Here is a 23947-nt window from a genome sequence, read left to right on the forward strand (position 1 = left end):
CCAGACTGTTACAAGGAATCTGTGTCCTTATTAGGGTATTTTCCTGAATTTTGTTTTCGTTAAACCTAATTCAAATAATAACAACCCAAAGGCTGGCAATAAAAAATAATGAAACAATTCATGGTATTCTGCGTACTGAGTTACCTCAGTTTCTGTTTTTTCAAGTTTATCTATCTGACTATAGATCTCTTTCAGCGATTCGGTATCTGTTGCCCGGTAATATCTTCCGTCTGTAATCTTTGCAATTTCTCTGAGTGCGTCATCATCAATATCAACCTTCATTTGTTTCATTACCGTATTCCCAAACAGGTCTACTGCGGGGAACGGGGCCAGGCCTTTCGTACCGGCACCTATCGTATAGATCTTGATCCCAAAGGTCCTGGCTATTTCTGCTGCCGTAAAGGGGTCTATCTCGCCAGCATTATTTCTTCCGTCTGTCAGAAGGATAATAACCTTGCTCTTCGCTTTGCCGCTTTTGAGCCGATCCACAGACGAACCAATGGCAGAGCCTATAGCTGTACCATCTTCAACCATTCCAATCTCCGCCTTTTCCAGAAGCTGTAATAGCATACCGTAATCTAGTGTCATTGGGCACTGCGTATATGCCCGTCCGGCAAAAACAACAAGACCAATGCGATCATTTGTACGTTTCTGGATAAAATCTTTCACTACCCGCTTAATGACGTAAAGCCGGTTGTGTCTTCTGCCCCCAATTTCAAAGTCCTCTGCCAGCATACTCCCTGAAACATCCACCGCAAGGACAATATCTATCCCTTCGGTCGTTACCTTTGTTTGTTCATCTCCGTACTGAGGCCGTGCCAGTGCAATTACCAGGAGCACGATAGCAGCAGACCGAAAGATAATTACTATATATCTGTACCGTTGCCAGAATGAGGGTTTTAATTTTTTCAATGTATCGAGCGAGGAGAAGAGCACATGATTTGTCCCCCTGCGACGAAAATACAAATATATTACGGGTGGAATAACAACAAGTAATAATAGTAATAACGGGTCGTGAAAGATCATTGCAGCCTTTGTCTTAATCCGGACAAGTCAAAACCAAACTAGTTTCATAAATTCTCAATTTCAAATCACAAATAAATTTTCAATTGATCACGATTGAAAAATAAAGCGCTATGGGTTTGATACAGATGACAGATGTATCTGCCCCCCCTTTGCAATAGTATTCCAAATATCTGTTTCAGGGATCTCTTTCTCTATCAAAACATCCACCACAGCCTGGAGTACAGCGTTGTTTGTTTTGAGGAGTTCTTCTACCCCTGTTATAGAGGAAAAATATCTATTAAGATTCGTTTCTGCCTGTTTATATATGTGTGCTCCTGCAAGTTCTTTTTTGCTGCCCATATCTAACTCATATTCCACAAAAATACCTTTATCTACGTAACTGAGCTTTACGCTTACAATAGCAGTTTCTATGTCCAAAAAGTAAATTTTATGTTTCCTGGAAAGAATTTCTTTGATCTCCGGAGTATCATAAATACCCCACAACGTTTGCACATTTTGTTTCAGTCTCGCAAGCTCTTCATCAGAAACCTTACGTATTTGCGCTCTTGAAGGCCTTGTTACCGTCTTACTTCCTAAACCTTTTTCATGACTTAAATATTCTTCCAAAAATTTTTCAGGCGCTTTTACCATTTTTTTACCCTTTTAATAAAGGTTTACAATAAACATGATGATGAAAAATTCCCAATAACACTTATGAAAAGAGCAAACATCTTAAGATTCCCTGCAACAAATTTTACTTCTACTGAAATTCCAGCATTTAATGAGCAATCACCTCCTTTTCTTCGAAACGTTCTCTCGTTTCATCGATAAATCGTTTTGCTGCATCGTAGATTTCTTGAATTTCCGACCCGGATGGCCCATACCTTGCATATTTCACCATATCACAGCGTTCAAGGAATTCCCGGATCAATCGTTTGTGGACATCGTCTAATTTATTTGTATGCGCCATCTCGTCAAGAAATTCCTCGGTCGTCCGCTCCGGTGCCAACAAATCAAACTTTTTTTCAATATAATGCCGCACAATGTCTGTCAGGCGATAATAATATTCCCTGATCAGCCCTTTCGTTATCAGATCCTCTTTTAATAAATTTTCCAGTAATTCATAGGCAACCTCATGTGGGGATCTTCTTATAAATTCTTGTTCCTTTTTTGTGTAACCCTTTTTGCGTTTCCTGATTAACCAGTAAATAACAGCTGATAACGAAAGCGCTGCAAACCCGGCAAATATCCATATAACCAACCGCTTGAAATTTGTGGGCACATCCACGGGGGGAAAGATATCCTTTATATCAGTTGCAGTTTCTCCTTCTTTTAACACTCCCTTGATATCAATAATTACTTCGTTTGTGACGACTTCACCTGCACCTTGATTATCCTTGTATTTTATTTTCAACGATGGGATCTTTTGTTGTCCGATTTCGTACGAACTCAGCACGTAGTTTTGTTCGGCAGTAAAGTACCCGTCTTTTTCCCGTTTGGCTCCTGCGATGTCTCCCGCTTCTTTTATGGTAAATACGCCAAGTTGTTGATTAATTTTAGGAAATTCTATCGTGAGGTTATCCCGATATTTCACACGAATCCCAAATCTTATCTTATCGCCAATCGTTACCTCGTTTCTATCTGTATATGCGGTTGCCTCTATTGAGGCCACACCTCCCGTATCCTGTGTTTCTATGGCAAGAGTAGTACCCTTTAATGACATCAGTGTATAGGTAACAAACGCGAAAATCAATAGTGTGTTCAGGAGCAGATTATGCCTTTTTATAACCATTTCCAACCAAACCTTAAGAATCCAAAGCCGAAAATAAATTTATGTTTACGATTCACTATTTTAAATCCCAAACCGTACATAGTAAATCTGAAATGATATTTTCTTGCAGAATAATCCATCAATGTAATTAATATCTCTTTTCCCTCACCCTGAAAAAACGGACAACCGGCTCTACATAATTTTTGCCGGTGCTGATTACAATTTCGTCAACACCCATCGACCGGAACAACTTTGACCTTTCCTGTTTTTGTTTGGCGTTTAAAGCACTGAATTCTTTTCTGGCACGGGGGTTTGACGTATCCAATAAAAGTATCTCACCTGACTCTGCATCTTTTAATTCGATAAAACCCACGTTTGGTAATTCTTGTTCTCTGGGATCTACAACCGTAATTGCAATCACGTCGTGCTTCTTGTTTGCAATGCGTAATGCATGTACATAATCATGTGCTATAAAATCAGATACAATAAAAGAAATCGTACGGCGGGAGGATATCTTGTTCATGTACTCCAGCGCAACGGAAATATTTGTCCCTTTCCCGGCAGGTTCTGAGCACAGGAGTTCCCTGATGACCCGCAGTACATGTTTCGTTCCTTTTTTGGGGGGGATAAATTTTTCAATTTTATCCGAAAACATGATCACGCCTACCTTGTCATTATTCTTTATGGCTGAAAATGCCAGAAGTGCACAGATTTCTGTGGCAATTTCATTTTTTAACTGCTTGATTGATCCAAAGTTTCCGGAGGCGCTTACATCTACAAGAAGCATCACCGTTAACTCTCGTTCTTCTACAAAACGTTTAATAAAGGGACGACCCATACGTGCCGTTACATTCCAGTCAATCGTTCGAATTTCATCTCCTGGCTGATATTCTCGCACCTCTTCGAATTCCATACCCCTCCCTTTAAAAACGCTGTGATACTCACCAATAAACGACTCATTGACAAGACGACGGGTATGAATCTCTATCTGCTGAATTTTTTTCATTATATCTTTTGAGATCATAAATATATCTCTATCGTGTCATTTGGTTCAGACCAAAAACAGCTTAAAACGATTAATCGGCTTTGTCTGAAGGTCTTTATTATGGCACTTCTACCGTATCAAATATTTTTTGTACAATATCTTCAGCGCTTATCTCCTCTGCCTCTGCCTCGTAGGTTATAATTATCCTGTGGCGAAGCACATCCATACCTATGGATTTCACGTCCTGAGGAGTCACAAAGCCCCTTCCCTTTAGAAAGGCATGCGCCTTGGCGGCTAGCGTAAGATAAATTGTTGCGCGTGGAGATGCACCGTATTCTATGAATTCATCCAATGGAAGGTTATACGCCTTCGGGTCCCTCGATGCGAATACGATATCAATAATGTAGTCCTTGATTTTATCATCGAGATAAATCTCGTCTACCAGGGAACGCAAACGCAGGATATCCGCAGGAGATATCACCGGATTTACACAAAAATCCTTTTTTGTTAATGCCATGCGCTCCATAATCTCACGTTCATCCTTCTTATCAGGATACGTAATGTTTAATTTTAACATAAAACGGTCTACCTGTGCCTCGGGTAATGGATACGTGCCCTCATGCTCAATGGGATTTTGTGTAGCCAATACAAGAAACGGATCTTCCAGTGGAAATGTCTGATCCCCAATGGTAACCTGTCTGTCCTGCATTGCTTCCAGAAGTGCGCTCTGTACCTTTGCAGGTGCACGGTTAATCTCATCAGCAAGGACGATATTGGTAAAGATAGGCCCTTTGCGTATCGTAAAATCACTATTTTTAGGATTATAAATAAGGGTACCGATGAGATCGGCAGGAAGTAAATCGGGCGTAAATTGTATCCGTTGAAAGCTGGCCTGCATTGTTTTGGCAAGCGTCATGACCGACATTGTTTTTGCTAATCCAGGTACACCTTCTAATAATACGTGCCCATTGGAAAGGATACCTATCAAAAGTCTTTCCATCAGGTATTTCTGTCCCACAATTACCTTGCCAACTTCATACATCAGGGTATTCACAAAATCGCTTTCCTGTTTTACCCTTTCTGTAATCTTTTTAACGTCCGAATCCATCTATCCCTCCGCCACAAATTGTTGATTATTAAATAAAAAATCAAGATATAATGTAACTAAAACAGATGATACCAGCAAATTTGTTCCTTCTTACAAACACACCCATTATAGATTCTGCGGGCCGGCAACAGGAAGAACGAATATTATACCAAATTTATCTGATTTAAAACAGGTATTTCAAATCCATTCTCAAAAGGAAAGTGCTTGACACATTACTGAATAGATGCTACGATTAAAATTTAAAATCGCCTTTTAGAATAAGCTTAAGTGGATAATATACGCATAGATATTTATAAATATTCTATTTTTAAACAATTTATTGCCGCTAAAATTTCCCGCAAAACCATGCGAAATTCTACATGAGGTTTTGCTCCGCTGGTTTACAGAAAATCGTGAATAAGATTATTTTGGGAATAAGCACATAGCAAATAAACGTTGCAAAAAAATATACCAGTAGTTTCGATCATTGGCAAACAGAATATAGGTAAAACTACACTCATCGAGCTTATTATACCTTTGTTAAAGCGAAAGGGGTATAGGGTAGGCACGATAAAGTATAATATTCCTTCATTTGAAATTGATTATGAAGGAAAGGATACTTTCAGACACTATCAGGCCGGGGCTGATGTCGTTTCCATATCTTCGTCCCAAAAGCTGGCAACAATAAAAAGGGTAGACAGAAGGTTCCCATCAATAAAAGATATTATAGAAACGAATCATCAAGACGTTGATATAGTACTTGTTGAAGGCTATAAGAGTTGGCGGTATCCTTATATTGAAATCCAAAATAACCATCAGCAAGTGAAATCAGCAAACAAAAAATATAAAAATCATCTGAAAATTACAATCACTGTTAAGGCAGATTCGCATACACCGTTTTTTTATAAAGATGACTTGAATAACATCATAAATTTTATAGAATCAAAGATGAGGTGATTCCAACGGGAGGTGATGAGTATTTCAGCAAAATATCATGTGATTTGTCCCAGGACAAACATGTTTCGTAATGTTTTGTAAATAGGTGTACATTTTTTAGGAGGATATTTCATTGAAAAAGATTTTTGGTTATTGCACAATTTCTGTGGCAACGATTTTTGGTGTGTATCTTAGCTTTCCCACGTTCACGGTAAATGCCGGAGATATTAAAAAGATTTATAAGGATACCTGTGAACTATGCCACGGTGCCGACGGGAAAGGGAGTGAAGCTGGAAAACAATTCGGTGTACCAGACTTCACGAATTCAGATTATCAGAAATCAAGAACTGATGCAGATATGAAAAAATCTATGACCGAAGGCACAAAGAACCCAAATTACGTGAAACTATCGGATCTGGGAGTTGATGCTGCTGATCTTGAGCCGCTCGTCCAGTTAGTTCGGGAATTTGGCGGTAAATAATTCAATGTGTAAATAGTTTTCATAGATCTTGCAAAATCATAAGGGTAGGACATGACAATGTCCTACCCTTTCTTTTTGTAATAAAAATATGAGTTATGAATAATGAACTTGTTAAAATCGATGGTTCATTTGGCGAAGGGGGTGGACAGATCCTGCGTACTGCCCTGTCGTTATCGGCTATTACAAAAAGGCCCTTTGAGATATTCAACATCCGGGCTAACAGGAAAATACCCGGACTCAGCCATCAGCACCTTCAGGCGGTAAACGCAACATCCCAGATTTGTAATGCCGAAGTCGTTGGAAATCAGCTGCGTTCCACTGATCTCAAATTCTATCCCGGAGAGGTAAAAGCTGGTACGTATCGTCTTGATATTGGAACGGCAGGCTCTGTTTCGCTCGTTTTACAAACCATATTTTATCCACTCAGTCTGGCGAATAAGCCTTCTTCAATCACCATTATGGGCGGCACACATGTCAGTCACAGTCCTTGTATAGATTACCTTATGCAACAGTGGCTATACTTTCTCAAAAAAATCGGTTTTGATGCAGAAATACAAACACTGAGATCCGGATATTACCCTCGCGGCGGCGGTGAGGTTTTCGTAAAAATAAATCCGGCACGTCCCCAGCATCCAATACGGATTGATGTCAGAGGGAAGCTTATCCAGGTAATGGGAATATCTGCCGTAAGCAATCTGGATGTAAATATTGCCCACCGGCAGCAAACGCAAGCAAAGAAGAACTTTTTGGAACGAAATATACCACACGAAATATCTGTGGTAGAAACGCCTGCCATTGGGAAGGGAACAATGTTACTCCTGGTGGGGAAATTTGAACATAGCCAGTGTTGTTATTTTAGTTTAGGCGCTATTGGTAAACGTGCAGAAACTGTTTCCGATGAGGCATGTAATGAATTTTTCTCTTTCCTTGAAACCAGAGGCGTCATTGATGAATACCTCGCAGACCAGCTCATCCTCCCCCTTGCCCTTACAAAAAGGACATCACAATTTATTACACCCAGGATTACGCAACATTTACTCACGAACATTGAAATTGTAAAATTGTTTTTACCTGTAACTGTCAACATCTCCGGAAACCTAAACGAGGAGGGGACTATTGGAATAAGTTGTTTGTAATGAACGTTCGTCCAATGGTCAGACGATTCTTGCTAAAGAAAATCGATTTTGCTATACTTCCACCGCATATACTGTGTTAAATAGGAAACTCGCTTAAAGTAAGAAGACCTGCCTTACCTCGTGACTATTCAATTTTCTTTTTAGAGAAAATGGGGGATGCCTTGATCCTTAAAATAGAAAATCTCATGAAAAAGTTTGACCAGACAAAGGGCATTTCTGGTCTCTCGTTTTCTGTAGGGAGTGGTGAGATTGTTGGACTTCTGGGACCGAACGGAGCCGGCAAGACGACCACTATTCATATAATTCTCGGTGTCCTTGAATCTGATGCTGGATTTATCTCTATTTTAGGAAAAGACCTGAAACAGCAGAGAAAAAGTATCATGAAAGAAGTCAGTTTTTCCGCTGGATATGCCCAATTACCAGGGAATCTTACGGTCTGGCAAAACCTTTATGTATTTGGACTTCTTTATGGAGTAAAAAAGCTTAAGAATAAGATTGCTTTTCTCCTTAAAGAGTTTCATTTAGAAAAACTTGCTCATACAAAATCAGGCGTTCTTTCCGCTGGAGAACAGACGCGCCTGCACCTTGCAAAAGCACTAATTAATTCCCCGCAGCTTCTCCTCCTTGACGAACCGACCGCCTCACTTGATCCAAATACGGCTCAAACAATCCGGCAAATAATTAAGGATCATGTTTTATCAAGCGGTGCAGGAGTGCTCTGGACTTCACATAATATGCATGAAGTAGAAGCCGTGTGCGACCGGGTCCTTTTTCTTTCACACGGAAAAATTTTGCTTGAAGGCAATCCTAGAAAACTGCCCGTTGAATACAAAAAGAAAAACCTTGAAGAACTTTTTATTGCAATCGCAAACGAACCGAGTTTCTTTTGAGAGGTTAACCCATATAGTTTATGGATTTCAGAAGAGTTTATGCGATCTTTTTAAGGCAGATATTTCTTATCAGGAACAATAAGACCAGGCTTGTTAATATTTTCATGTGGATTAGCATCGATACTATCCTGTGGGGATTTATTACTAATTATTTGGATAGCATGGGTCATTCTGGATTTAGTTTTAGTACCACCGTTTTAGGAGCGGTAGTTTTGTGGAATTTTCTTATTCGTATACAGCAAGGTTTGATGCTATCATTTTTCGAAGATATGTGGTCATGTAACCTGCTCAATCTTTTTGCTTCGCCACTACGTATTCGTGAATACCTGTCTGGTTTAGTAATTTCAAGTCTGGCCACGAGCATCGCGGGCTTGAGTGTAATGCTTTTTATTGCATGGGGGATGTTTCTCTATAATATTTTTCAATTTGGTGTTTTGCTCGTACCGTTTCTTGGAATTATGCTTGTATTTGGCTTTGCACTCGGAATTTTCACTACAGCATTGGTATTACGATTTGGCCCTCCGGCCGAGTGGATCGCATGGATAATTCCGTTTGTTTTAGACCCATTTACCGGGATATTTTATCCTATTTCTGCTCTTCCCAAAATTCTCCAACCAATCTCAGCGATTCTTCCACCCTCTTACGTATTTGAAGGAATGAGAGGCGCTCTACTTTCTGGTAAGTTTTCAGTTTCGCATCTCATTGCCGGTATAAGTATCGCATTTGTATACTTAATTATTTCATGCCTGTTTTTCCTCTATATCTACCGCATTGTCCTGCGAAAAGGGCTTATTGCACGGCTAACAGCAGAAAATCTATAAAAGTAACGATTTATAGTTCCATACTTGTCTCTACACCAATTTCATCGGTATAAGTATAAGGCGGATAAGAATTCTCACTATCATTCTTACCCCTCTCACCCCTCTTACCATTCTTATCGGTCCTAATACTCGCACCCTCCCAATCGGCTTCCGGAACATTACCCGATACAAGTCCTGATGCTGTTACTCTAATCGAGGTACCAGATCCATCGACATCGAGCTTGACCTTCCATGTAACGGTAACGCTCTCTCCGGCCTGAAGATGCCCAATATCGGTTCTGGACGAACCTTCCAGTAAGTACATGTTTGTGGGTAAAATAATCTCTGCAAAGGTATCAAAGGCATAACATTCTGAGCAATCGAACGGTTGGGGACAGGGATAAGTAATTTCTGCTGTTACTTCGAGTACGGAACCAGCGGTTGTTTCACCGGTGGTGTGAATGGTAACCGTCCATGGCATCATTACTGCTCCCCAATAAGGGCGTGAAGTTCCGTATCCGGTATAGTTCCATGCGTCTTCAAAGTCAGTCATGCTCCATGTGATAGTCCCATCAAGATTTGTCACTCTATTTAGGTCCCTACCCCATGGATCCAGAAAGTAAACTTCTCCCTCCTCTTCATCATACCCCACAATCACCCGGTAATGCGCTGTATCATCATCTGGTGCATATTTCATGAATAAAACAACCGGAATATCTTGAGCAATGAGTTCTTTAAGGCCTGACCACCAGAGAGTAACTGAAGAATAAGCAAAAGAGGCATAACCCAAGGGTCTTTCTGGATAACCCGATTGAGGAGCATGATAGGGAAAGAATCTCCCCTGGGCACTGCTCAGATGACTGAAAAAACCTGCACGGACCATATCCCACGTATAAGTACCTATTGAAGAGGAGCGGGCAACATCTGCGATGGCCTTTTGATCGATATCCTCGCCCCAAAAATCGTATAATATCTCAAGGGCACCAGAACCGCAGGAGAGACCTGTTATTTGCTTGTGATACGGCACATCAGGAATAAGATGCACTTTTGGTAAAGACGTCGTTTTCTCTGTACCATTCGCCAGATTATCAAAGCGAAAGATCATCAAAATCAATAATACAATGAACCTGTTTTTGCTTCGCATATCTTTCACCCCCATTCAATAATATTTTTGTGAGAGGATCATACCTAGAATGCTACAGCAATTATTTCGAAATAGAAAAATTCGAATTGATTTTCTTCCTTTTTATGTTAATTTTCGCTCGATAATGGAATAAACTCTCGTGTAATGTTACTTTTCGTATTTGATAGATGCGTATTTTTCTGCCTCAATAAGTTTGTAATTTCTTCAGCCTTCATAGGACTGTATAACAGGTAGCCCTGTATATAATCACACTGATACAACCGCAACAATTCCAACTGCCTTTGCGTTTCCACCCCCTCTGCAATTACCTTTATTTTAAGGGAGTGCGCCATGTCTATGATAGCTTTGACAATTGCTGAAGCATCTGTATTAATGGCAATATCTAAAATTAAAGACCGATCAATTTTTAATGTACTGAACGGAAGATTTTTCAGGTTATGTATTGAAGAAAAACCGATGCCAAAATCATCCATCATGAGCTGTATTTTCATATCATTCAATTCTTTAAATATTTCGAGGACTAGCTCTTTGCTTTCCATGACCGTACTTTCGGTAATTTCCAATTTAAAGACATCGGCCGACAACCCGGTGTTTTTAATTGTTGTCCTGACCAGTTCCGGTAATTCCTTGTGTCGAAGTTGTAAGGCTGATACGTTAACACTAATAATTATATTTGAAAATCCCATGTCATGCCACACCTTGTTTTGAGCACACGCATTTTGTATTACCCAATGACCGATTTTATCGATCATTCTGGTTTCCTCTGCCAGCGGGATGAACTCATCAGGCAGAATTAAACCACGTTGAGGATGCTGCCAGCGAATGAGTGATTCCAAACCAACAATCTCATCACGTGTTGATGACACAATGGGTTGATAATAAATTACTAATTCTGAGTGTTCAATAGCACGCCAGAGATCGGCTTCTAACTGTAAATAATTCATTGCCTTGGCATGCATTTCCGTATTAAATATCACATACCGTGCTTTACCATGCATCTTTGCCCGGTACATTGTTATATCAGCGTCCCTCAGGATATCCTCCGGGCGATTATAAAATTCGCCTTTTAAGACAATTCCAATACTTGCCGAGGCAACTATTCTATGGCCATCAAGAATGAAAGGCTCCTTCAAGGCTTCCAGGATTCTTTCTGCCACAAATTTTGCGTTAAAATTGTCATCTATATTATCAAGAAGAATTGCAAATTCATCTCCTCCAAAACGAGCAACGGTATCTGACTTCCGCAAGCACTCTTCCAGTTTTTTCGCGATTAAGATCAGTAATTTATCACCCACAAGATGACCGAGGCTGTCATTTACAACCTTGAAACGGTCAAGATCAAGAAATAATACCGAAAATAAACAGTTTTTATCTCTTTTTGCATGCTCAATTAATCGCTCCAAACGCTCCATAAAAAGATTCCTGTTGGGCAGGTTCGTCAACGGATCGTGAAATGCAGTGTGTCTCAGTTGATCACGATATACTCGTAAACGTTCGATCATATGGTTGAAAGCACACGCAAAATCTGAAATTTCATCATTCGTGTAAACGGTAATATGCTGTTCGAATATTCCTTCAGAAATTTTTTTTGTTGCTAAATTCAACTTCTTGAGAGGGGCGGTAATTTTTTTTGTAAGAAATAAAGTGAAAATAACCCCTACGAAGACAAAGAGAGAGGTAAAAACTAATGCAGACATCTGGAATTGGTTTATTCTTTTATGAAGATTTTCAAGGGACAATCCAAGTTGAATGTATCCTATAATCTCCGGATTTGTATTTTTTTGATTGGTTACCAATGTATCTGTTGGTTTTTTGTCGGGAACGATAATCACAGGAGACAGAACGTCAATATACCGTTTTCCATCTTCTTTATTGACGAATTCTTTATACAGTATTTTTCCTTGTGAACCGGAATCTATGAAACTCACGGCAGGTGATGGGGGAATTTTTAGCCCACATTTAAAGCTTTTGTGCATGAGTAGCTTTTTATCTTTATTGAGAAGGCATACATAAGCAACATCTTCATCTACTTCCAGACTCTCAACGATCTGTTTCATAGATTCTTTATCCCCTGTATAGATGCAATATTCACTTGATTGAGATGCCATGCTGGCAATAACTAAGCCATGTCTTACAAGGTTGTTGTATTTGTAAGAAACTACATTGTGTATAAGAAAAAAGCTGATTCCTGCCGAAGTCACCAGGATAATGAGAATGGTTAAAAGATTAAATTTGGTTGCTATGCTAATTCGTCTCTTTGCTTTTGAGGCAAACATAACTTATTCCTCAAAAATTTTATATGCATTACGAATCTGTTTTTCCTGAATCTCTATCTTCATATATCTGGCTGTTCTCAGATTCAGGGTATAAAGTAACTTTCGAGGGAAAGATAGAGGTACAGAATTCACCCCTGCACCCCGTATAATTTCAATAGCCTTCTCTCCACATTGCACCCCTATATCATGAAAATCATATTCTAAGGCGTAAAGAGCTCCTGCCTTTACCCAGGTGGAAGAAAGACCACAGAATGGTATACGGTTTCTAAATGAAAAAAGCAGGATTTGTTTAGCTGTTAGCGAATTAAATACAAGCGGGTCATTTATTCCCCACAAAACATCTGCATTATTTGCTAAGGTTTTGAGTGCATTGGGAATATCTTTTGGTGTACGAATCTTCACAGGGTAAAGATCGAGCCCCATTTTTCTTGCTATTTCCTCAGCACATCGAATCTTTTTTTGATTTTCCAACGGGTTGTACATGACGCCGATTTTTCTTGCCTCCGGGAGGAAACTCTTTAACCAATAATACTGTGTTTCTATCGGAAAGTCGAGTATTACCCCGGTGGCGTTACGTGCATGCTTTATCGTACCTTCGTCGAGAATAAGGGTAGCAACAATTGGTACGTCAATAAATACCTTGAGAGCCTCCTCAGTTGGAGTAGTTCCAATGGTAAATATCAAACTAGGTTTATTTTTTTTGATTTTCTGAAAGATTTTTGATATCAGCACATTCTCACCTTCCATCTCATAGATATCACATTTCGCCTGTATTTTTTGTCCCATAATATAATTTTGAAAACCTTCGAACACGTCTGTATAAGGTGATTCATTGCGACTAACAATCACGGCCATTTGCAACACATCCGCTGGGATTTTATGAATAGTTATACAGAAGGCGAATATTATAATTATAGCTGCTTTGAGAATAGTAGGAATTTTGCATCCGTGCATGTTGAATGTTCTCTGGCAAATTAAAATGCATACGTAACCTTAATTCGAAATGTCCTGCCGTCCTGTTCGATGGTATCCTGCACGTGTTCTTCTCCACCGGGATCTTCGTATTCCTTGTTAAATAAGTTAAAAACGCCTCCTGAAACTTCCAATGTTTTAAAAATATTACGACTGTACAGTGTTACGTTAGTGATAAAAAAGTCTTCCGCAAATCTGCGAGAAAGTGTTTCTCTTTTGCTCGTATACTGTTCTTCTCCGCTTAAAAAAAGTTTTCTCTTTATCAGCGGAATAATCATATTGAGCTTGGCCAAATGTTTAGGAGAATTTACCAGAATTTCCCCGGTCTTATCGTCCTCGGTTTCCTGGATGGTATAACTGATCCTTCCCTCAAAACCACTTTCCCATTTTGCTTCCAATTCAGATTCAATACCTTTTGCACGAACCTTATCGATATTATCAAACACGAGGAGACCGTCTCCAGGGTCAGTTTTTAAGGCAATGAGATCGTCAATTGAATTATAAAAACCAACAATTGTCCCACGAAGGTGCTTTCCAAAGTACTGTTCGTAAATGATTTCATAGGTATCGATGGTCTCAGGGTCAAGATGGGGACTGTGCTTCTGCGAAGTGTCATCATGGTAGTAAAGTTCGTAGGCATTTGGCGCGCGGAATGCCCGGCCATATGCAAACTTAAACGTTGTCTTCTCATAGGGGTTGTAAATCAACGCAGCACGGGGACTGACGGCGCTTCCAAAGGTATAAAAATAATCAAAACGGGCACCGGCATTTAAAGTCAAATAGTCTGTAATGGCATATTCATCCTGTAGATAAGCTGCCCAATACTGCGTGTCACGTTTGTCATCGAGAATTTCACGTCTAATTCCGGGAAATGTACCCACTCTTATATGATTAAAGGCATGCTGGTCCTGCTGTATGCTATACCGATAATCCAACCCGAACGTGCTTTTGTGCTTTTCGAGAAGGATTTTGGTCAATTGCACCTCTCCTTGCAACCATTGGCTATCAACATCATCAGTAGTTTTTATTGATCCGGGTAATTCATTTGAAAAATAATCGTCATTATAATCGTAAAAATTGTAGTTGAGCCTGGCCAGAAAATTTAATTGGTCATCAAATATGCGTTCGTACTTCAGATCCGCCCAGCCCCGCTCGTCAGCAGCAAAAAAACGCTCATTAAATCTTGTATCAAATGGAGCAGTTGGAACAACTTTTTCCCTTTGGTGATAATTTAACTGCAAAGTTAAATCATGGAAGAAAAAGCTACTAAAAAGATTTTTAAATCGGTCATTATCAAGGTCTTCTGCAATACCGTTGTTGTTTTTAGGATTGTCGAATTCTTTGAAGAACAATCGGTCGTCCCCTTCACTGCTATAGTAAGAACCAGAAAATAACATCTCCAGACCATTCTGAAATTTATCACCGTAACTCACACGGGTCTTATATGTCTCAAAACGGCCTGCCGCTCCTGAAGTCTCAATACCCTTGAAATCTCTGCCCCGCCTGGTAATTACATTGATAACTGCAAAAAATGCATTTGTGCCGTACAGGGAAGAACCCGGCCCACGGATGATCTCTATACGTTCAATGAGATCGATATCGATGGGAAAATCCGTGCCTATAGGCGCCTGTTCATAGATAGCGTCATTAATTCGGTGTCCATCGATAAGGAGCAGGATACGGGTATTGTAATCTCCGGGCAGTCCAAAACCCCTTACCCCAAGGTAATGATAGTTTCTATCATAGGTAACATGGAATCCTCGTACACTCCGTAAAATCTCAGCAAAATTTAGATAACCATATTTTTTGATCTCATCCGCCGTTATAATAGTGACTGAAGAAGGCGCTTCTGTCAACTTTTGCTCATATTTGGCGGCACTATACACTGAAGGAATCTCTTGAAAAAGAATCATCTCTTCGCTTACAGGTGCCGATTCTAAGGATAGTTCCGATTCTGCCAGACACTGATAGGGTAAAAAACAAAGAATGAAGAGAGTGATGATGAAAAATCTCTGGAATTTCCCATTTCCTTTAGAAAAGAAAATAGTTTTCTTTCTGCTGTAAGGAGGTAACATGTTCAGTTATACATGTTATAATGGTGTATAAAGATTTTAAAGATTAGGGTGAATGGTTTTCATCGATATAATTTATGATACTTATGTGTCCAACTTTAATTATTTCAGTTTTTATTGGCCGAATTACATTTTTGTACGTAAACATAATTGAACATTATCCGATAGTACAATTCAAGCAAAATATCAGATTATTCGCAAAAACGATCAAATATGTACATCAATTACCCAAAGTTGTCTAAGCCATTTTTCTCAAGTTAGTTTTGACAAGCGAGAAAAATTTGTTTGTAATTATGAGTAGTTTCTTATTATGCTTTTATTCAAAACTATAGGTAGTGTTTCGAATCCACTCCTCACATCTCGGGCGTTTTCATATATAAAGACTTCGCCAGCTTTTGTATTCGAATGAATTTTTTTAAGGAGCTTACGTTATGAAAAAATTATTTGTGATGTTGGTCGTTTGTCTGTCGAATTCATTAATTTCTGGTTATACCCATGCACAGCAGGGGCAAAAAATTACAGCTTCAGAAATCCTTGGTGAAAGGAAGGAATGTTACTTTGATGATGATAAAGCAGATGTGATACCCATTGGGTTTCAAAGTGCTCTTACGGGAAAGGGAGAACCAGGACGTTGGGTAGCCAAGAAGATTGAACATGCCCCCTCAGCCGATAATGTGGTTGTACAAACCAAATTGGATGACACGGATTATCGTTTTCCACTCCTGATACTCGACGGGGTGTCGTATAAAGATTTTATGGCGTTTGTAAAATTGAGGGCTATCAGTGGGAAGGCCGATCAGGCCGGCGGGCTGGTCTTCAGATATAAAGACAATAATAACCATTACGTGCTCAGGGCCAATGCCTTAGAAAATAATGTACGGTTATATACAGTAATTAATGGGAGTCGAAGGCAGATCGCAGGTAAAAACATAAAGGTGCCGTCGAACGAATGGCACTTATTAAAAGTTATTTGTAAGTCAGACAAGATTCAATGTTTTTTTAATAATACAAAGGTGTTTGAGGTGTCGGATGATACCTTCGACAGCGGGAGTATAGGACTCTGGACAAAATCGGATTCCTACACATATTTTGACGATCTGGTGATGCAGGAAATGAAATAATGCGCTGTATAGAGACGTCCGACTGGGCGGTCTCTACTGGTAAATTGCTTGAGACTAAAGCACGGACAAACAAGCTTGTCCATGCCCCCCTAGTTTAAGGGGGATTTCCTCAAGTCCCCCTTAAACTAGGGGGATTCAGGGGGTTGTCGACCGCTATGTTTCCAGCTTTTGAAATTCCTTAAACGTTTAAATTAGCGCTTATGGCAACAAAGGCAGGTAATATATTTATACGTTACAGCGCCACATTATAACATGTGGAAAAGTCCGGTACTATTGGCGTTATTTATTTTATCAGAACTTTTTGTACCTGCTGAAGTCTTTGCACTAAGACCCTTTGTCACAACGGATGCGGACGTGGCCGAACCAAATGCAATCGAAATAGAATTAGGGATATTTGGACTGCATGAACAAAAACATCCAGGCCCTGATGAAATAACACCGGAGATACCAAGCATTCGTTTCAATTATGGACTACCATGGGATAGTGAGATTGTACTAGAGACTGTAGGTGAACTCATTGATAACGAATATACGGGTACGCTGGGCATAAAGGAGAAGCAATTTGCCAATACGGCAGGTTTTTATAAGAAGGTCTGGTGGTGCGGTAGTGATTGGATACCCAACTTTGCTATTGAAACGGGTATTGTATTTCCCACAGAAAAAGATACTTCAGGGTTGGACTTTGAGGGCACTGGCATCTTTTCATGGTATCTCAGAAAACTTACCTGCCATCTGACACTGGGCGGAGGCACAGAGAAAGAAGCCTTTGAACACAATACACGTGGCCTTTTTATTTACGGTATCATAGTAGATGTACCCATTCCCCAGTATAAAAAACTCCATCTTGTAACGGAATAGAGCGGGGAAAAGGTGCAGATGTATTAACCATTGATGCCATAAAAGGTATGGATGTTAATTATCATGACGTTGCAAAGAAGTTAGAAGAGATTGGAGAATTTCTTAAACAATGGGCGGGTTATTAATTATTTCTCTCTATTTTCCGTGCCCTGCACCATAATTACAGTAATAATATTCTTCTTCTTGAAAAGTGGGTATCTCATTCATCACTCTCACACACTCCTTGCCTTATCCCGCCTGTACTTCACCAGCTTACAGCAGACCTTGTTGTATTCGTTCCGGAGCATACTGAAAGTATCAAAGACACAGCATCTAATATTTTGCAATCAGAAATAGTACCGTGTTCTCAGTTAAGCAACTTCAGACAACTCAAGTTTGTAAAGGGTTTTTATCGGAATTTTCTTTGCAGCATCCAGTATCTCTATCGCAACGATCTCATTTCTCGCTGAGGTGTGTAGAATGACCCCTTCTGCTATTTCTATAGCACCATCCGGTTTTTTCGAAGACATCTGAATGTATGCGGCATCAACCTCTTTATCATATTTGACTTTCATGGTTCACCTCCAATGCTTCTTTTTATTTTCCTCATTATCAATGAAATCAGGCTCTTCTATGGTCTCTATTATATCTTTTTCAGATATTTTGTATAGCATTAGATTGTTTTTAGCATGCCTTGATAGTTTCATCTTAAACGCTTCTTGCCTTATCCAGCTGTTCTTTACCAACTTGCAAAAAAGCTATCTCGGCCTTAACTTGAGATTTTTATATTTTCATTATAGCTTTTTGTCTCAATTTATCATATACAATAACCACTCTCAATCCTATTTTCCTAAAATTCTATCATAATCGTCCGTAAATTTAAGGTTGTCTCTTATTCATATTCGGGATAATATTTATTGCATATGCAGAAGAAATTGAAATTGGGATTTTTCTTTGCACTCTTTCTCTTTATCACCTTTCTACCCGTTGTGTGGATGTTCGGAAGCTCTCTCTATGAGGAATGAAAAATATCGTTTATTTATTACCGGGATATTTTTTTGACTGGTATTTCAAGACCTTGCCCTCTGGCCACACATGACGGTATATTAAAATATTGAATTTGGATTAAAGGCACTGGGTTTTATCAAGGCTGAAAGAAAGAAAAAAATTGAGGCTGTTCTGGATAAGGTTAACATGCAAAAATATGCCGGAGAATATCCCGGCAAACTTTCGGGAGGGCAGCAGCAGTTGATTGCCATCGCGCGGGCAATCGTCACCGAACCAAAGCTACTCCTTATCGAATATCGATATAAAATTACGTGAGGATATCAGACAAGAAATCAGGCGTATCCAGCAAGAGACACAGATTACACAAGTATCGTGTTTCAACTTCCGGTGGAGAAATTAAATTGCAAGTTGGGGAGATTTATAAGGCAGGGCAATCTGTCAGATTCTCTATTAAAAGAATGGATCTTTTGTTTCGATGAAGTATTAAAAAAACGGATTATATTGTTTCTCTTTGCCTATGGTAGTAAATGTTCCATGTCCCGGATAAACGATTACATGGTCTTTTAAGGTAAACAGACGAGTTCGTATTGAACTTATTATCTTATCATAAGAACCACCATAAAGATCTGTTCTTCCAATCGAACCAGCAAAGAGCGTATCTCCAACAAATACTGCATCGTTGATGAGAAAACATACACTGCCAGGAGAGTGACCGGGAGTATATATGACTCGTAACACTTCATCCCCAATAAGCATTTCTTCATTATCAAGAAGCGGTCTGTCTACCTTTGGTTTCGGAATTGAGGGTAATCCGAATGCATCCGTTTGATCATTCAGATAATTCAGAAGTGGAATATCTTCCTTATGAAGCAGGAACTTTGCACCAGTCAAATCTTGTAAAGGCCGCACTCCGCCCACGTGATCGAAATGGGCGTGTGTATTTATAATGAGACGTAAGGTGAGATCATGTTTTTTTAATATATTCAGGATTTCTTCATGGTCACCTCCTGCATCAATAACTATTGCTTCGTTGTCTTTTTGGGAACCAATAATATAACAGTTCACTGCCAGGGGACCAACTGTTAGCGTCTCAAAGATTATGTTGGGCAATTTCATGAGTTGGCGAATCTGATTTTGCAGTAGTATTGAAGCGCTCTTTTATTAAACGTCTCATTTTCCGTTGATTTTTTTACGTCTATCGTTTCTCTTGCAAACGTACTGCGACAATTCTTGCAGCACCACAGTTCGTGATTTTCGAATAACCCTTTTTGTTTTTGCAGGCCAATAAAGATGAAGGTGTCACCATTACAATGCGGACATACAAACTCATCCTGAATGGTATTTTTATTTTCTTTAATAACCATAATCACACCTTCCTTCTAAGAATGCGTAGTTATTAAAATTCAAAGTTGCCTTATAATATGTATGATTTTAGAGAAAAGTCAACAATCATTGACCGAAAAAAATGAGAAGTTGCAAAATATATCTTAACTAAAGATGTTAGAAGAGGTATTGTGTGCGGAGGAAAAAACACACCTGTATTATATACTCAATCAATTATTGTGTATTACATCGCTGCTCTTATAGGTGTCCCGTCTCTTATTACGACGCGATTTTAAATTTATAGATGCCTTCACCTCACTATAACAATCATCACAGCCATAAGGATGTTCGCGGCAATGTGAACAATCATTCTTAAAGTGTTTTTTCATAATGAATTTTCTCCTTCTTGTTTACTATACAATTGTTTCTGTAGGTAATATTCATTTGAATGAGCGTGTTCCAGAAACAGTTGATAATTCGTATATTTTATCCATATTTCAAATTCCTGAAGTTCTTTATTCAGACCATGGACATAAACGTTAATTTTATGTTTAGTGACAGTTATATCTTTCATAACAATAAACAGGAAAAAATTGTTTCTCTCATACCATTTTACTTTAAAAAATATATTTTAATTTGTGACTTTCATCATAAAGTTTTATACTATTAATTTACTGTTCAGAATAGTGTTATTATCGGCTCTTTACTTTGAAAATTTAGGATATTTTTATGAACTTTATCCCGAAGCAACACCTGGAAATTGGTAATTACATAAAATACATTGAAGAAATCCTCAACAAGTGCGATAAGGGAATTGAATACTGCAAGATTTGTCCCAATGAGTTCGTATGTTCAGAACTGGAAAAGGACGATTTCGGTTTACATGGTTCAACCATATCGGACGTATTAACTGCCATCCAATATGCCCTCAGTAAGGTTCCGGGATATCTGAACCCAGACAAAAGGAACGAGCTCAAGGAGCATATAAGAAACTACATTAACGAATCCCCTATTCATGAAAGGAGCATTTGGGAAAACAGCATCCTGGATATTTTACTTGATGACAAGCTTGCTAATTTGGCATATAAACCCAAGGCAAAAACAGGTGAGATCAGGACACTTCTCACATATAACTCCAGGATTAGCTTTTCTATTTCCTTGAAATGTTTATCTTGGGAAAATGAACCTTCGTTACGAGATATTACAGTACCTTTGCCTCAGGAAATTTTTTCAAACAGTATTCTGAGTGTGAACCATTTTGTCCGGTCTAAACATGTCAGCAATATAATTCTTCCCCCCACAACTCTCATAAAATATGGCATGGAAAGGGATGTAGCTGAGATAGTCCGAAGGTGTAATTTAAACGAAGCGGGGCTTGCAGCCGCTTTCTGCTACTACGCTTTATTAACAAAGTCCCCTATTCCAGAGAATATTGCCATAACAGGTGGATTGGACAGTCACGGAAGAGCACACCATATGGAATCACTGGATGACAAAATAGAAACGGTTTTCAGGGAATTGCATTTTATAGACAAGGTCATCATTCCCAAAGGCGCTTTCTTGAACATTCCTGTTCCTCATAATATATGTATAACCGAGGTCAACAATCTGAAGCAGGCATTAGATATCGTATTCAAATAACGACGTAACAATTTACCTTCGAAAACTTTGCCCGAAAATAAAAAGTCATATTTTGAAATTCTTACGAGTTTTGATAAGAAGGAGGGTTCATGAATGATAAAACAGTTTTTTACTATCTTAGTAATTTCACTGCTGATCACAAAGCTAGGAACTGATATGGCTTATGCGGATAAAGTACATACCTCAATCCAAAAAATACAATACCCATCAGACTGGGCAATCGACTTAGATCGTCGGCCTGATACAGAGGATATATTAAGATCACCATTTAGCAAAATCGAATACCTGACAAGCCAGGCAACCGGCATAGGCTATGGTCGACCCGGCACTGAGGAGTATCTCAACGCCGAGATTCTGGTCAAACTCAAGGAAGATAATAATATATACGGGTTTAGTTTAATATTTTCCGACGGATATGGTCATGGAAGTAGTAAGGCAATGTTTGATACTCTTCTGGCTGCGCTTGTCAATGATCTGAAGGTAGAAATCCTCTATTACAAGAAGGATGGGGTAAAACAAGGGGCAAAACAAATTGTAAGAATTACTATTAAAAAATAGTATCTTCCCCCTCTCCACTCTGAAACTTCTCTTTGTCAACAACATCAAAACAATGATGTCAGTAATTGGGAATATCTACAAATCTTGGCAATACAGGCACCGTATATCCGTATCTTTTCAACACCTCCGGAAGGGTCAACACATCCTCTCTGAGGGTTTTGCCCCTTGCATCCACATTGTGGCTGGGAGGATAGAGAGAGGTAAATATTGATAACATACCAGGGGTCGTCCATGCTGATTGACTGAATGCATGAGAACATAGAACTCCTTCTTTGGCGAGTCTATCAATATTCGGAGTAGTGTTACAGGTATAACCATTGCAACCAAAATGATCAGGACGGCAGGCATCAATAGTGAAAAGGTGTATATTGGGCTGATCTTCCCTTGCCTCTGATCTCCTTTCCAAAATAAAAAGCAGTATTATAAAATATACAACAATAATTATTTGCCAATGTGCACACACGTAAATTAAGTACAGAAAATTTCAATTAACAAGAATGGCATGGACAAATCCTGTCCTCGTACGTTTTAAACTGGGATTGTTTGTCCGTGCATTTTCATATTTTGCGACCTATAGTAAATGACATAAATAAGTATAGCTCCCCTCACCCTATCCCTCTCCCACCAGGGGGGCGTGGGAACTACTGAATCTCTCATTACTGAGAGCTTTACTTTATTTGCCTCCCTTGATGGGAGGGGGCAGGGGAGGGTGCATGCTGTATACTTATTTAATTCCTTCACTATAATATCTTGACTCGAACGAGTCGGAAAAAGACAAAAACCGAAGCACGAAATTTGTGAGTCAACCCTGTCAGGGTTTTAAACCCTGACAGGGTTAGTTTTATTCATATTTTCGCTAAAAATGCCAAAAATTTTTTATAAGATACTACGCCTTTCCCAAGACTCTGCTTGGGAAAGGTGGCCCTAAAGGGTAGGTATAACTACAGCAACCTTGAACAGTTAAACGAAACCCGAAATACCAGCAGCATTACAACCCCCTTGCCCATTAGCAAAGGGGGAGTCAGGGGGTTGTCTATGCCACGAAACCTCCTCCATGAACTGAACTATATAACAAAACATCGACAAAATTTTGTCGATCATGAGGCGCTTAGCTCCTGGTGGTTTAGGCGGTTAGTTATGGCTTTAATACAAAAGCAATAAATAATTCTCCCATACCGCTGGAAAGCCAATTCATAAAGATATCCCTTACATCAAAAACCCGCATCGGTAAAATCCCCTGAATAACCTCATCAATTGCACCGAGTAAAAACGCCAAAAGGGTAGTATAAAGATATATCCTCTTCTTTCGTACGTCGAGTTTTAATGCCCAGAAAATACTACAGCTGAGCACCCCATACATCAACAAATGAAATCTTTCCGCTCCGTTTACACACACATATTTCAGTAATGCAAGACAGGCCAGGGATATGGAAAAGAAGGCGATATAAACAGCACTATTTTTCACCTGCTTTTGGAATATTAGGTAGACTAAAAAATAAGCGCCTAATAAACATACGAAAAATACTCCCAGATAATCAAGTTTATTGCCCCAGTGGCCCGATACAAACCTCCAAAACGCTGGTCCGAAAGGTAAAAAAGAATACATTGCCAAAGTATAAATAATAACAATCCCCCATCGCCATCCCCGGGAGATTTTTTTTACAAAGCCGTAATTAATGGATATGGCCATAACACAATTATTGTCCCCACGGTTTTTATCAGGATTCGTAGCGTAGCATAGCCACAACCAATTGACCCCTCTTGCTCCCCTCCTTCGCAAGGGGGGATAAAGGGGAGGTATAGAATTGAAACTCTTCCGATTTCTCCTTCGCAAGATGGGGACTTCGTCGTTATGGTTCGACACGCATGTCCTGAGTTTATCGAAGGGCTCACCATGCACGGTG

General features: G+C 39.3%; 24 protein-coding genes and 1 pseudogene. 11 read left to right on the top strand and 14 right to left on the bottom strand.

The features are described 5' to 3' along the window. Positions 1–30 precede the first annotated feature (30 nt). The 5 genes from E3K36_07710 to E3K36_07730 form a co-directional block, all read right to left on the bottom strand. Positions 31–1026 (bottom strand): VWA domain-containing protein, encoded by a 996-nt coding sequence (locus E3K36_07710; GenBank protein ID MCF6155125.1) that lies wholly within the window; start codon positions 1024–1026, stop codon positions 31–33. Positions 1027–1134: 108 nt separating this feature from the next. Beyond that, positions 1135–1656, bottom strand: coding sequence for a hypothetical protein (locus tag E3K36_07715; protein MCF6155126.1), 522 nt, complete (start codon positions 1654–1656; stop codon positions 1135–1137). A gap of 127 nt (positions 1657–1783) precedes the next feature. Continuing rightward, entirely contained in the window at positions 1784–2797 is a 1014-nt protein-coding gene (locus tag E3K36_07720) for a hypothetical protein (GenBank protein MCF6155127.1), read from the bottom strand. Between the two features lie 127 nt (positions 2798–2924). Further along, positions 2925–3800 (bottom strand): DUF58 domain-containing protein, encoded by an 876-nt coding sequence (locus E3K36_07725; GenBank protein ID MCF6155128.1) that lies wholly within the window; start codon positions 3798–3800, stop codon positions 2925–2927. Between the two features lie 79 nt (positions 3801–3879). Next, the gene (locus tag E3K36_07730) at positions 3880–4869 is read right to left on the bottom strand and encodes a MoxR family ATPase (protein ID MCF6155129.1); all 990 of its coding nucleotides are present in this window, start codon (positions 4867–4869) and stop codon (positions 3880–3882) included. Between the two features lie 435 nt (positions 4870–5304). Between E3K36_07730 and mobB the strand changes: the two genes are divergently transcribed. The 5 genes from mobB to E3K36_07755 all read left to right on the top strand — a co-directional run bounded on the left by mobB (position 5305) and on the right by E3K36_07755 (position 9112). Beyond that, complete coding sequence (gene mobB / locus E3K36_07735) at positions 5305–5805, top strand: molybdopterin-guanine dinucleotide biosynthesis protein B (GenBank protein MCF6155130.1); 501 nt, start codon at positions 5305–5307, stop codon at positions 5803–5805. A gap of 112 nt (positions 5806–5917) precedes the next feature. Continuing rightward, positions 5918–6265 carry a c-type cytochrome gene (locus E3K36_07740; protein MCF6155131.1) on the top strand — a complete coding sequence of 116 codons (348 nt, stop codon included), beginning with the start codon at positions 5918–5920 and terminating at the stop codon, positions 6263–6265. Positions 6266–6360: 95 nt separating this feature from the next. Beyond that, positions 6361–7401, top strand: coding sequence for an RNA 3'-phosphate cyclase (rtcA, locus tag E3K36_07745; GenBank protein MCF6155132.1), 1041 nt, complete (start codon positions 6361–6363; stop codon positions 7399–7401). A gap of 149 nt (positions 7402–7550) precedes the next feature. Further along, positions 7551–8291 carry an ABC transporter ATP-binding protein gene (locus E3K36_07750; GenBank protein ID MCF6155133.1) on the top strand — a complete coding sequence of 247 codons (741 nt, stop codon included), beginning with the start codon at positions 7551–7553 and terminating at the stop codon, positions 8289–8291. Positions 8292–8311: 20 nt separating this feature from the next. Then, positions 8312–9112, top strand: a complete 801-nt coding sequence (locus E3K36_07755) for an ABC transporter permease (protein ID MCF6155134.1) — start codon at positions 8312–8314, stop codon at positions 9110–9112. Positions 9113–9122: 10 nt separating this feature from the next. Here the strand turns inward: E3K36_07755 and E3K36_07760 are convergent, their stop codons facing one another. The 4 genes from E3K36_07760 to E3K36_07775 form a co-directional block, all read right to left on the bottom strand. Next, positions 9123–10250 carry a hypothetical protein gene (locus E3K36_07760; protein MCF6155135.1) on the bottom strand — a complete coding sequence of 376 codons (1128 nt, stop codon included), beginning with the start codon at positions 10248–10250 and terminating at the stop codon, positions 9123–9125. Positions 10251–10342: 92 nt separating this feature from the next. Continuing rightward, positions 10343–12511, bottom strand: coding sequence for an EAL domain-containing protein (locus E3K36_07765; protein ID MCF6155136.1), 2169 nt, complete (start codon positions 12509–12511; stop codon positions 10343–10345). Positions 12512–12514: 3 nt separating this feature from the next. After that, positions 12515–13465, bottom strand: a complete 951-nt coding sequence (locus E3K36_07770) for a hypothetical protein (protein ID MCF6155137.1) — start codon at positions 13463–13465, stop codon at positions 12515–12517. Between the two features lie 20 nt (positions 13466–13485). Next, positions 13486–15558 (bottom strand): TonB-dependent receptor, encoded by a 2073-nt coding sequence (locus E3K36_07775; GenBank protein ID MCF6155138.1) that lies wholly within the window; start codon positions 15556–15558, stop codon positions 13486–13488. 428 nt (positions 15559–15986) lie between these two features. Between E3K36_07775 and E3K36_07780 the strand changes: the two genes are divergently transcribed. The 3 genes and pseudogenes from E3K36_07780 to E3K36_07790 all read left to right on the top strand — a co-directional run bounded on the left by E3K36_07780 (position 15987) and on the right by E3K36_07790 (position 17659). After that, positions 15987–16676 carry a DUF1080 domain-containing protein gene (locus E3K36_07780; GenBank protein MCF6155139.1) on the top strand — a complete coding sequence of 230 codons (690 nt, stop codon included), beginning with the start codon at positions 15987–15989 and terminating at the stop codon, positions 16674–16676. Positions 16677–16949: 273 nt separating this feature from the next. Beyond that, positions 16950–17534 (top strand): hypothetical protein, encoded by a 585-nt coding sequence (locus E3K36_07785; GenBank protein ID MCF6155140.1) that lies wholly within the window; start codon positions 16950–16952, stop codon positions 17532–17534. 14 nt (positions 17535–17548) lie between these two features. Then, a pseudogene (locus E3K36_07790) lies at positions 17549–17659 on the top strand (iron ABC transporter substrate-binding protein). A gap of 225 nt (positions 17660–17884) precedes the next feature. Here E3K36_07790 and E3K36_07795 read toward each other — a convergent pair. Then, the gene (locus tag E3K36_07795; protein ID MCF6155141.1) at positions 17885–18088 is read right to left on the bottom strand and encodes a DUF2283 domain-containing protein; all 204 of its coding nucleotides are present in this window, start codon (positions 18086–18088) and stop codon (positions 17885–17887) included. A gap of 619 nt (positions 18089–18707) precedes the next feature. Between E3K36_07795 and E3K36_07800 the strand changes: the two genes are divergently transcribed. Next, entirely contained in the window at positions 18708–18836 is a 129-nt protein-coding gene (locus E3K36_07800; GenBank protein MCF6155142.1) for an ATP-binding cassette domain-containing protein, read from the top strand. A gap of 168 nt (positions 18837–19004) precedes the next feature. Here the strand turns inward: E3K36_07800 and E3K36_07805 are convergent, their stop codons facing one another. Both E3K36_07805 and E3K36_07810 read right to left on the bottom strand, forming a co-directional pair. Further along, positions 19005–19637, bottom strand: a complete 633-nt coding sequence (locus E3K36_07805) for an MBL fold metallo-hydrolase (GenBank protein ID MCF6155143.1) — start codon at positions 19635–19637, stop codon at positions 19005–19007. Beyond that, entirely contained in the window at positions 19634–19885 is a 252-nt protein-coding gene (locus tag E3K36_07810) for a hypothetical protein (GenBank protein MCF6155144.1), read from the bottom strand. Before E3K36_07810 ends, E3K36_07805 begins: the two co-directional genes overlap by 4 nt. A 688-nt stretch (positions 19886–20573) precedes the next feature. Here E3K36_07810 and E3K36_07815 point away from each other — a divergent pair. Continuing rightward, the gene (locus tag E3K36_07815; GenBank protein MCF6155145.1) at positions 20574–21485 is read left to right on the top strand and encodes a hypothetical protein; all 912 of its coding nucleotides are present in this window, start codon (positions 20574–20576) and stop codon (positions 21483–21485) included. A 93-nt stretch (positions 21486–21578) separates the two neighbouring features. Continuing rightward, positions 21579–22043 (top strand): hypothetical protein, encoded by a 465-nt coding sequence (locus tag E3K36_07820; protein MCF6155146.1) that lies wholly within the window; start codon positions 21579–21581, stop codon positions 22041–22043. A 58-nt stretch (positions 22044–22101) separates the two neighbouring features. On the opposite strand, the gene E3K36_07825 is transcribed toward E3K36_07820, so the two are convergent. Both E3K36_07825 and E3K36_07830 read right to left on the bottom strand, forming a co-directional pair. Continuing rightward, positions 22102–22521, bottom strand: coding sequence for a hypothetical protein (locus E3K36_07825; protein MCF6155147.1), 420 nt, complete (start codon positions 22519–22521; stop codon positions 22102–22104). A 657-nt stretch (positions 22522–23178) separates the two neighbouring features. Next, entirely contained in the window at positions 23179–23733 is a 555-nt protein-coding gene (locus E3K36_07830; protein ID MCF6155148.1) for a VanZ family protein, read from the bottom strand. Positions 23734–23947 lie beyond the last annotated feature (214 nt).

The sequence above is a fragment of the Candidatus Brocadia sp. genome (assembly GCA_021646415.1).
Taxonomy (GTDB): Bacteria; Planctomycetota; Brocadiia; order Brocadiales; family Brocadiaceae; genus Brocadia.

What these genes read in the sequence shown, in the direction of transcription:
- E3K36_07810 (MCF6155144.1), bottom strand. Translation starts at nt 19,885, where the DNA reads ATGGTTATTAAAGAAAATAAAAATACCATTCAGGATGAGTTTGTATGT.
- E3K36_07815 (MCF6155145.1), top strand. Translation starts at nt 20,574, where the DNA reads ATGAACTTTATCCCGAAGCAACACCTGGAAATTGGTAATTACATAAAA.
- E3K36_07725 (MCF6155128.1), bottom strand. Translation starts at nt 3,800, where the DNA reads ATGATCTCAAAAGATATAATGAAAAAAATTCAGCAGATAGAGATTCAT.
- E3K36_07765 (MCF6155136.1), bottom strand. Translation starts at nt 12,511, where the DNA reads ATGTTTGCCTCAAAAGCAAAGAGACGAATTAGCATAGCAACCAAATTT.
- E3K36_07805 (MCF6155143.1), bottom strand. Translation starts at nt 19,637, where the DNA reads ATGAAATTGCCCAACATAATCTTTGAGACGCTAACAGTTGGTCCCCTG.
- E3K36_07800 (MCF6155142.1), top strand. Translation starts at nt 18,708, where the DNA reads ATGCAAAAATATGCCGGAGAATATCCCGGCAAACTTTCGGGAGGGCAG.
- E3K36_07730 (MCF6155129.1), bottom strand. Translation starts at nt 4,869, where the DNA reads ATGGATTCGGACGTTAAAAAGATTACAGAAAGGGTAAAACAGGAAAGC.
- E3K36_07715 (MCF6155126.1), bottom strand. Translation starts at nt 1,656, where the DNA reads ATGGTAAAAGCGCCTGAAAAATTTTTGGAAGAATATTTAAGTCATGAA.
- E3K36_07795 (MCF6155141.1), bottom strand. Translation starts at nt 18,088, where the DNA reads ATGAAAGTCAAATATGATAAAGAGGTTGATGCCGCATACATTCAGATG.
- E3K36_07755 (MCF6155134.1), top strand. Translation starts at nt 8,312, where the DNA reads ATGGATTTCAGAAGAGTTTATGCGATCTTTTTAAGGCAGATATTTCTT.
- E3K36_07775 (MCF6155138.1), bottom strand. Translation starts at nt 15,558, where the DNA reads ATGTTACCTCCTTACAGCAGAAAGAAAACTATTTTCTTTTCTAAAGGA.
- E3K36_07780 (MCF6155139.1), top strand. Translation starts at nt 15,987, where the DNA reads ATGAAAAAATTATTTGTGATGTTGGTCGTTTGTCTGTCGAATTCATTA.
- E3K36_07750 (MCF6155133.1), top strand. Translation starts at nt 7,551, where the DNA reads ATGGGGGATGCCTTGATCCTTAAAATAGAAAATCTCATGAAAAAGTTT.
- E3K36_07830 (MCF6155148.1), bottom strand. Translation starts at nt 23,733, where the DNA reads ATGGCCATATCCATTAATTACGGCTTTGTAAAAAAAATCTCCCGGGGA.
- E3K36_07770 (MCF6155137.1), bottom strand. Translation starts at nt 13,465, where the DNA reads ATGCACGGATGCAAAATTCCTACTATTCTCAAAGCAGCTATAATTATA.
- E3K36_07710 (MCF6155125.1), bottom strand. Translation starts at nt 1,026, where the DNA reads ATGATCTTTCACGACCCGTTATTACTATTATTACTTGTTGTTATTCCA.
- rtcA (MCF6155132.1), top strand. Translation starts at nt 6,361, where the DNA reads ATGAATAATGAACTTGTTAAAATCGATGGTTCATTTGGCGAAGGGGGT.
- E3K36_07760 (MCF6155135.1), bottom strand. Translation starts at nt 10,250, where the DNA reads ATGGGGGTGAAAGATATGCGAAGCAAAAACAGGTTCATTGTATTATTG.
- E3K36_07820 (MCF6155146.1), top strand. Translation starts at nt 21,579, where the DNA reads ATGATAAAACAGTTTTTTACTATCTTAGTAATTTCACTGCTGATCACA.
- E3K36_07720 (MCF6155127.1), bottom strand. Translation starts at nt 2,797, where the DNA reads ATGGTTATAAAAAGGCATAATCTGCTCCTGAACACACTATTGATTTTC.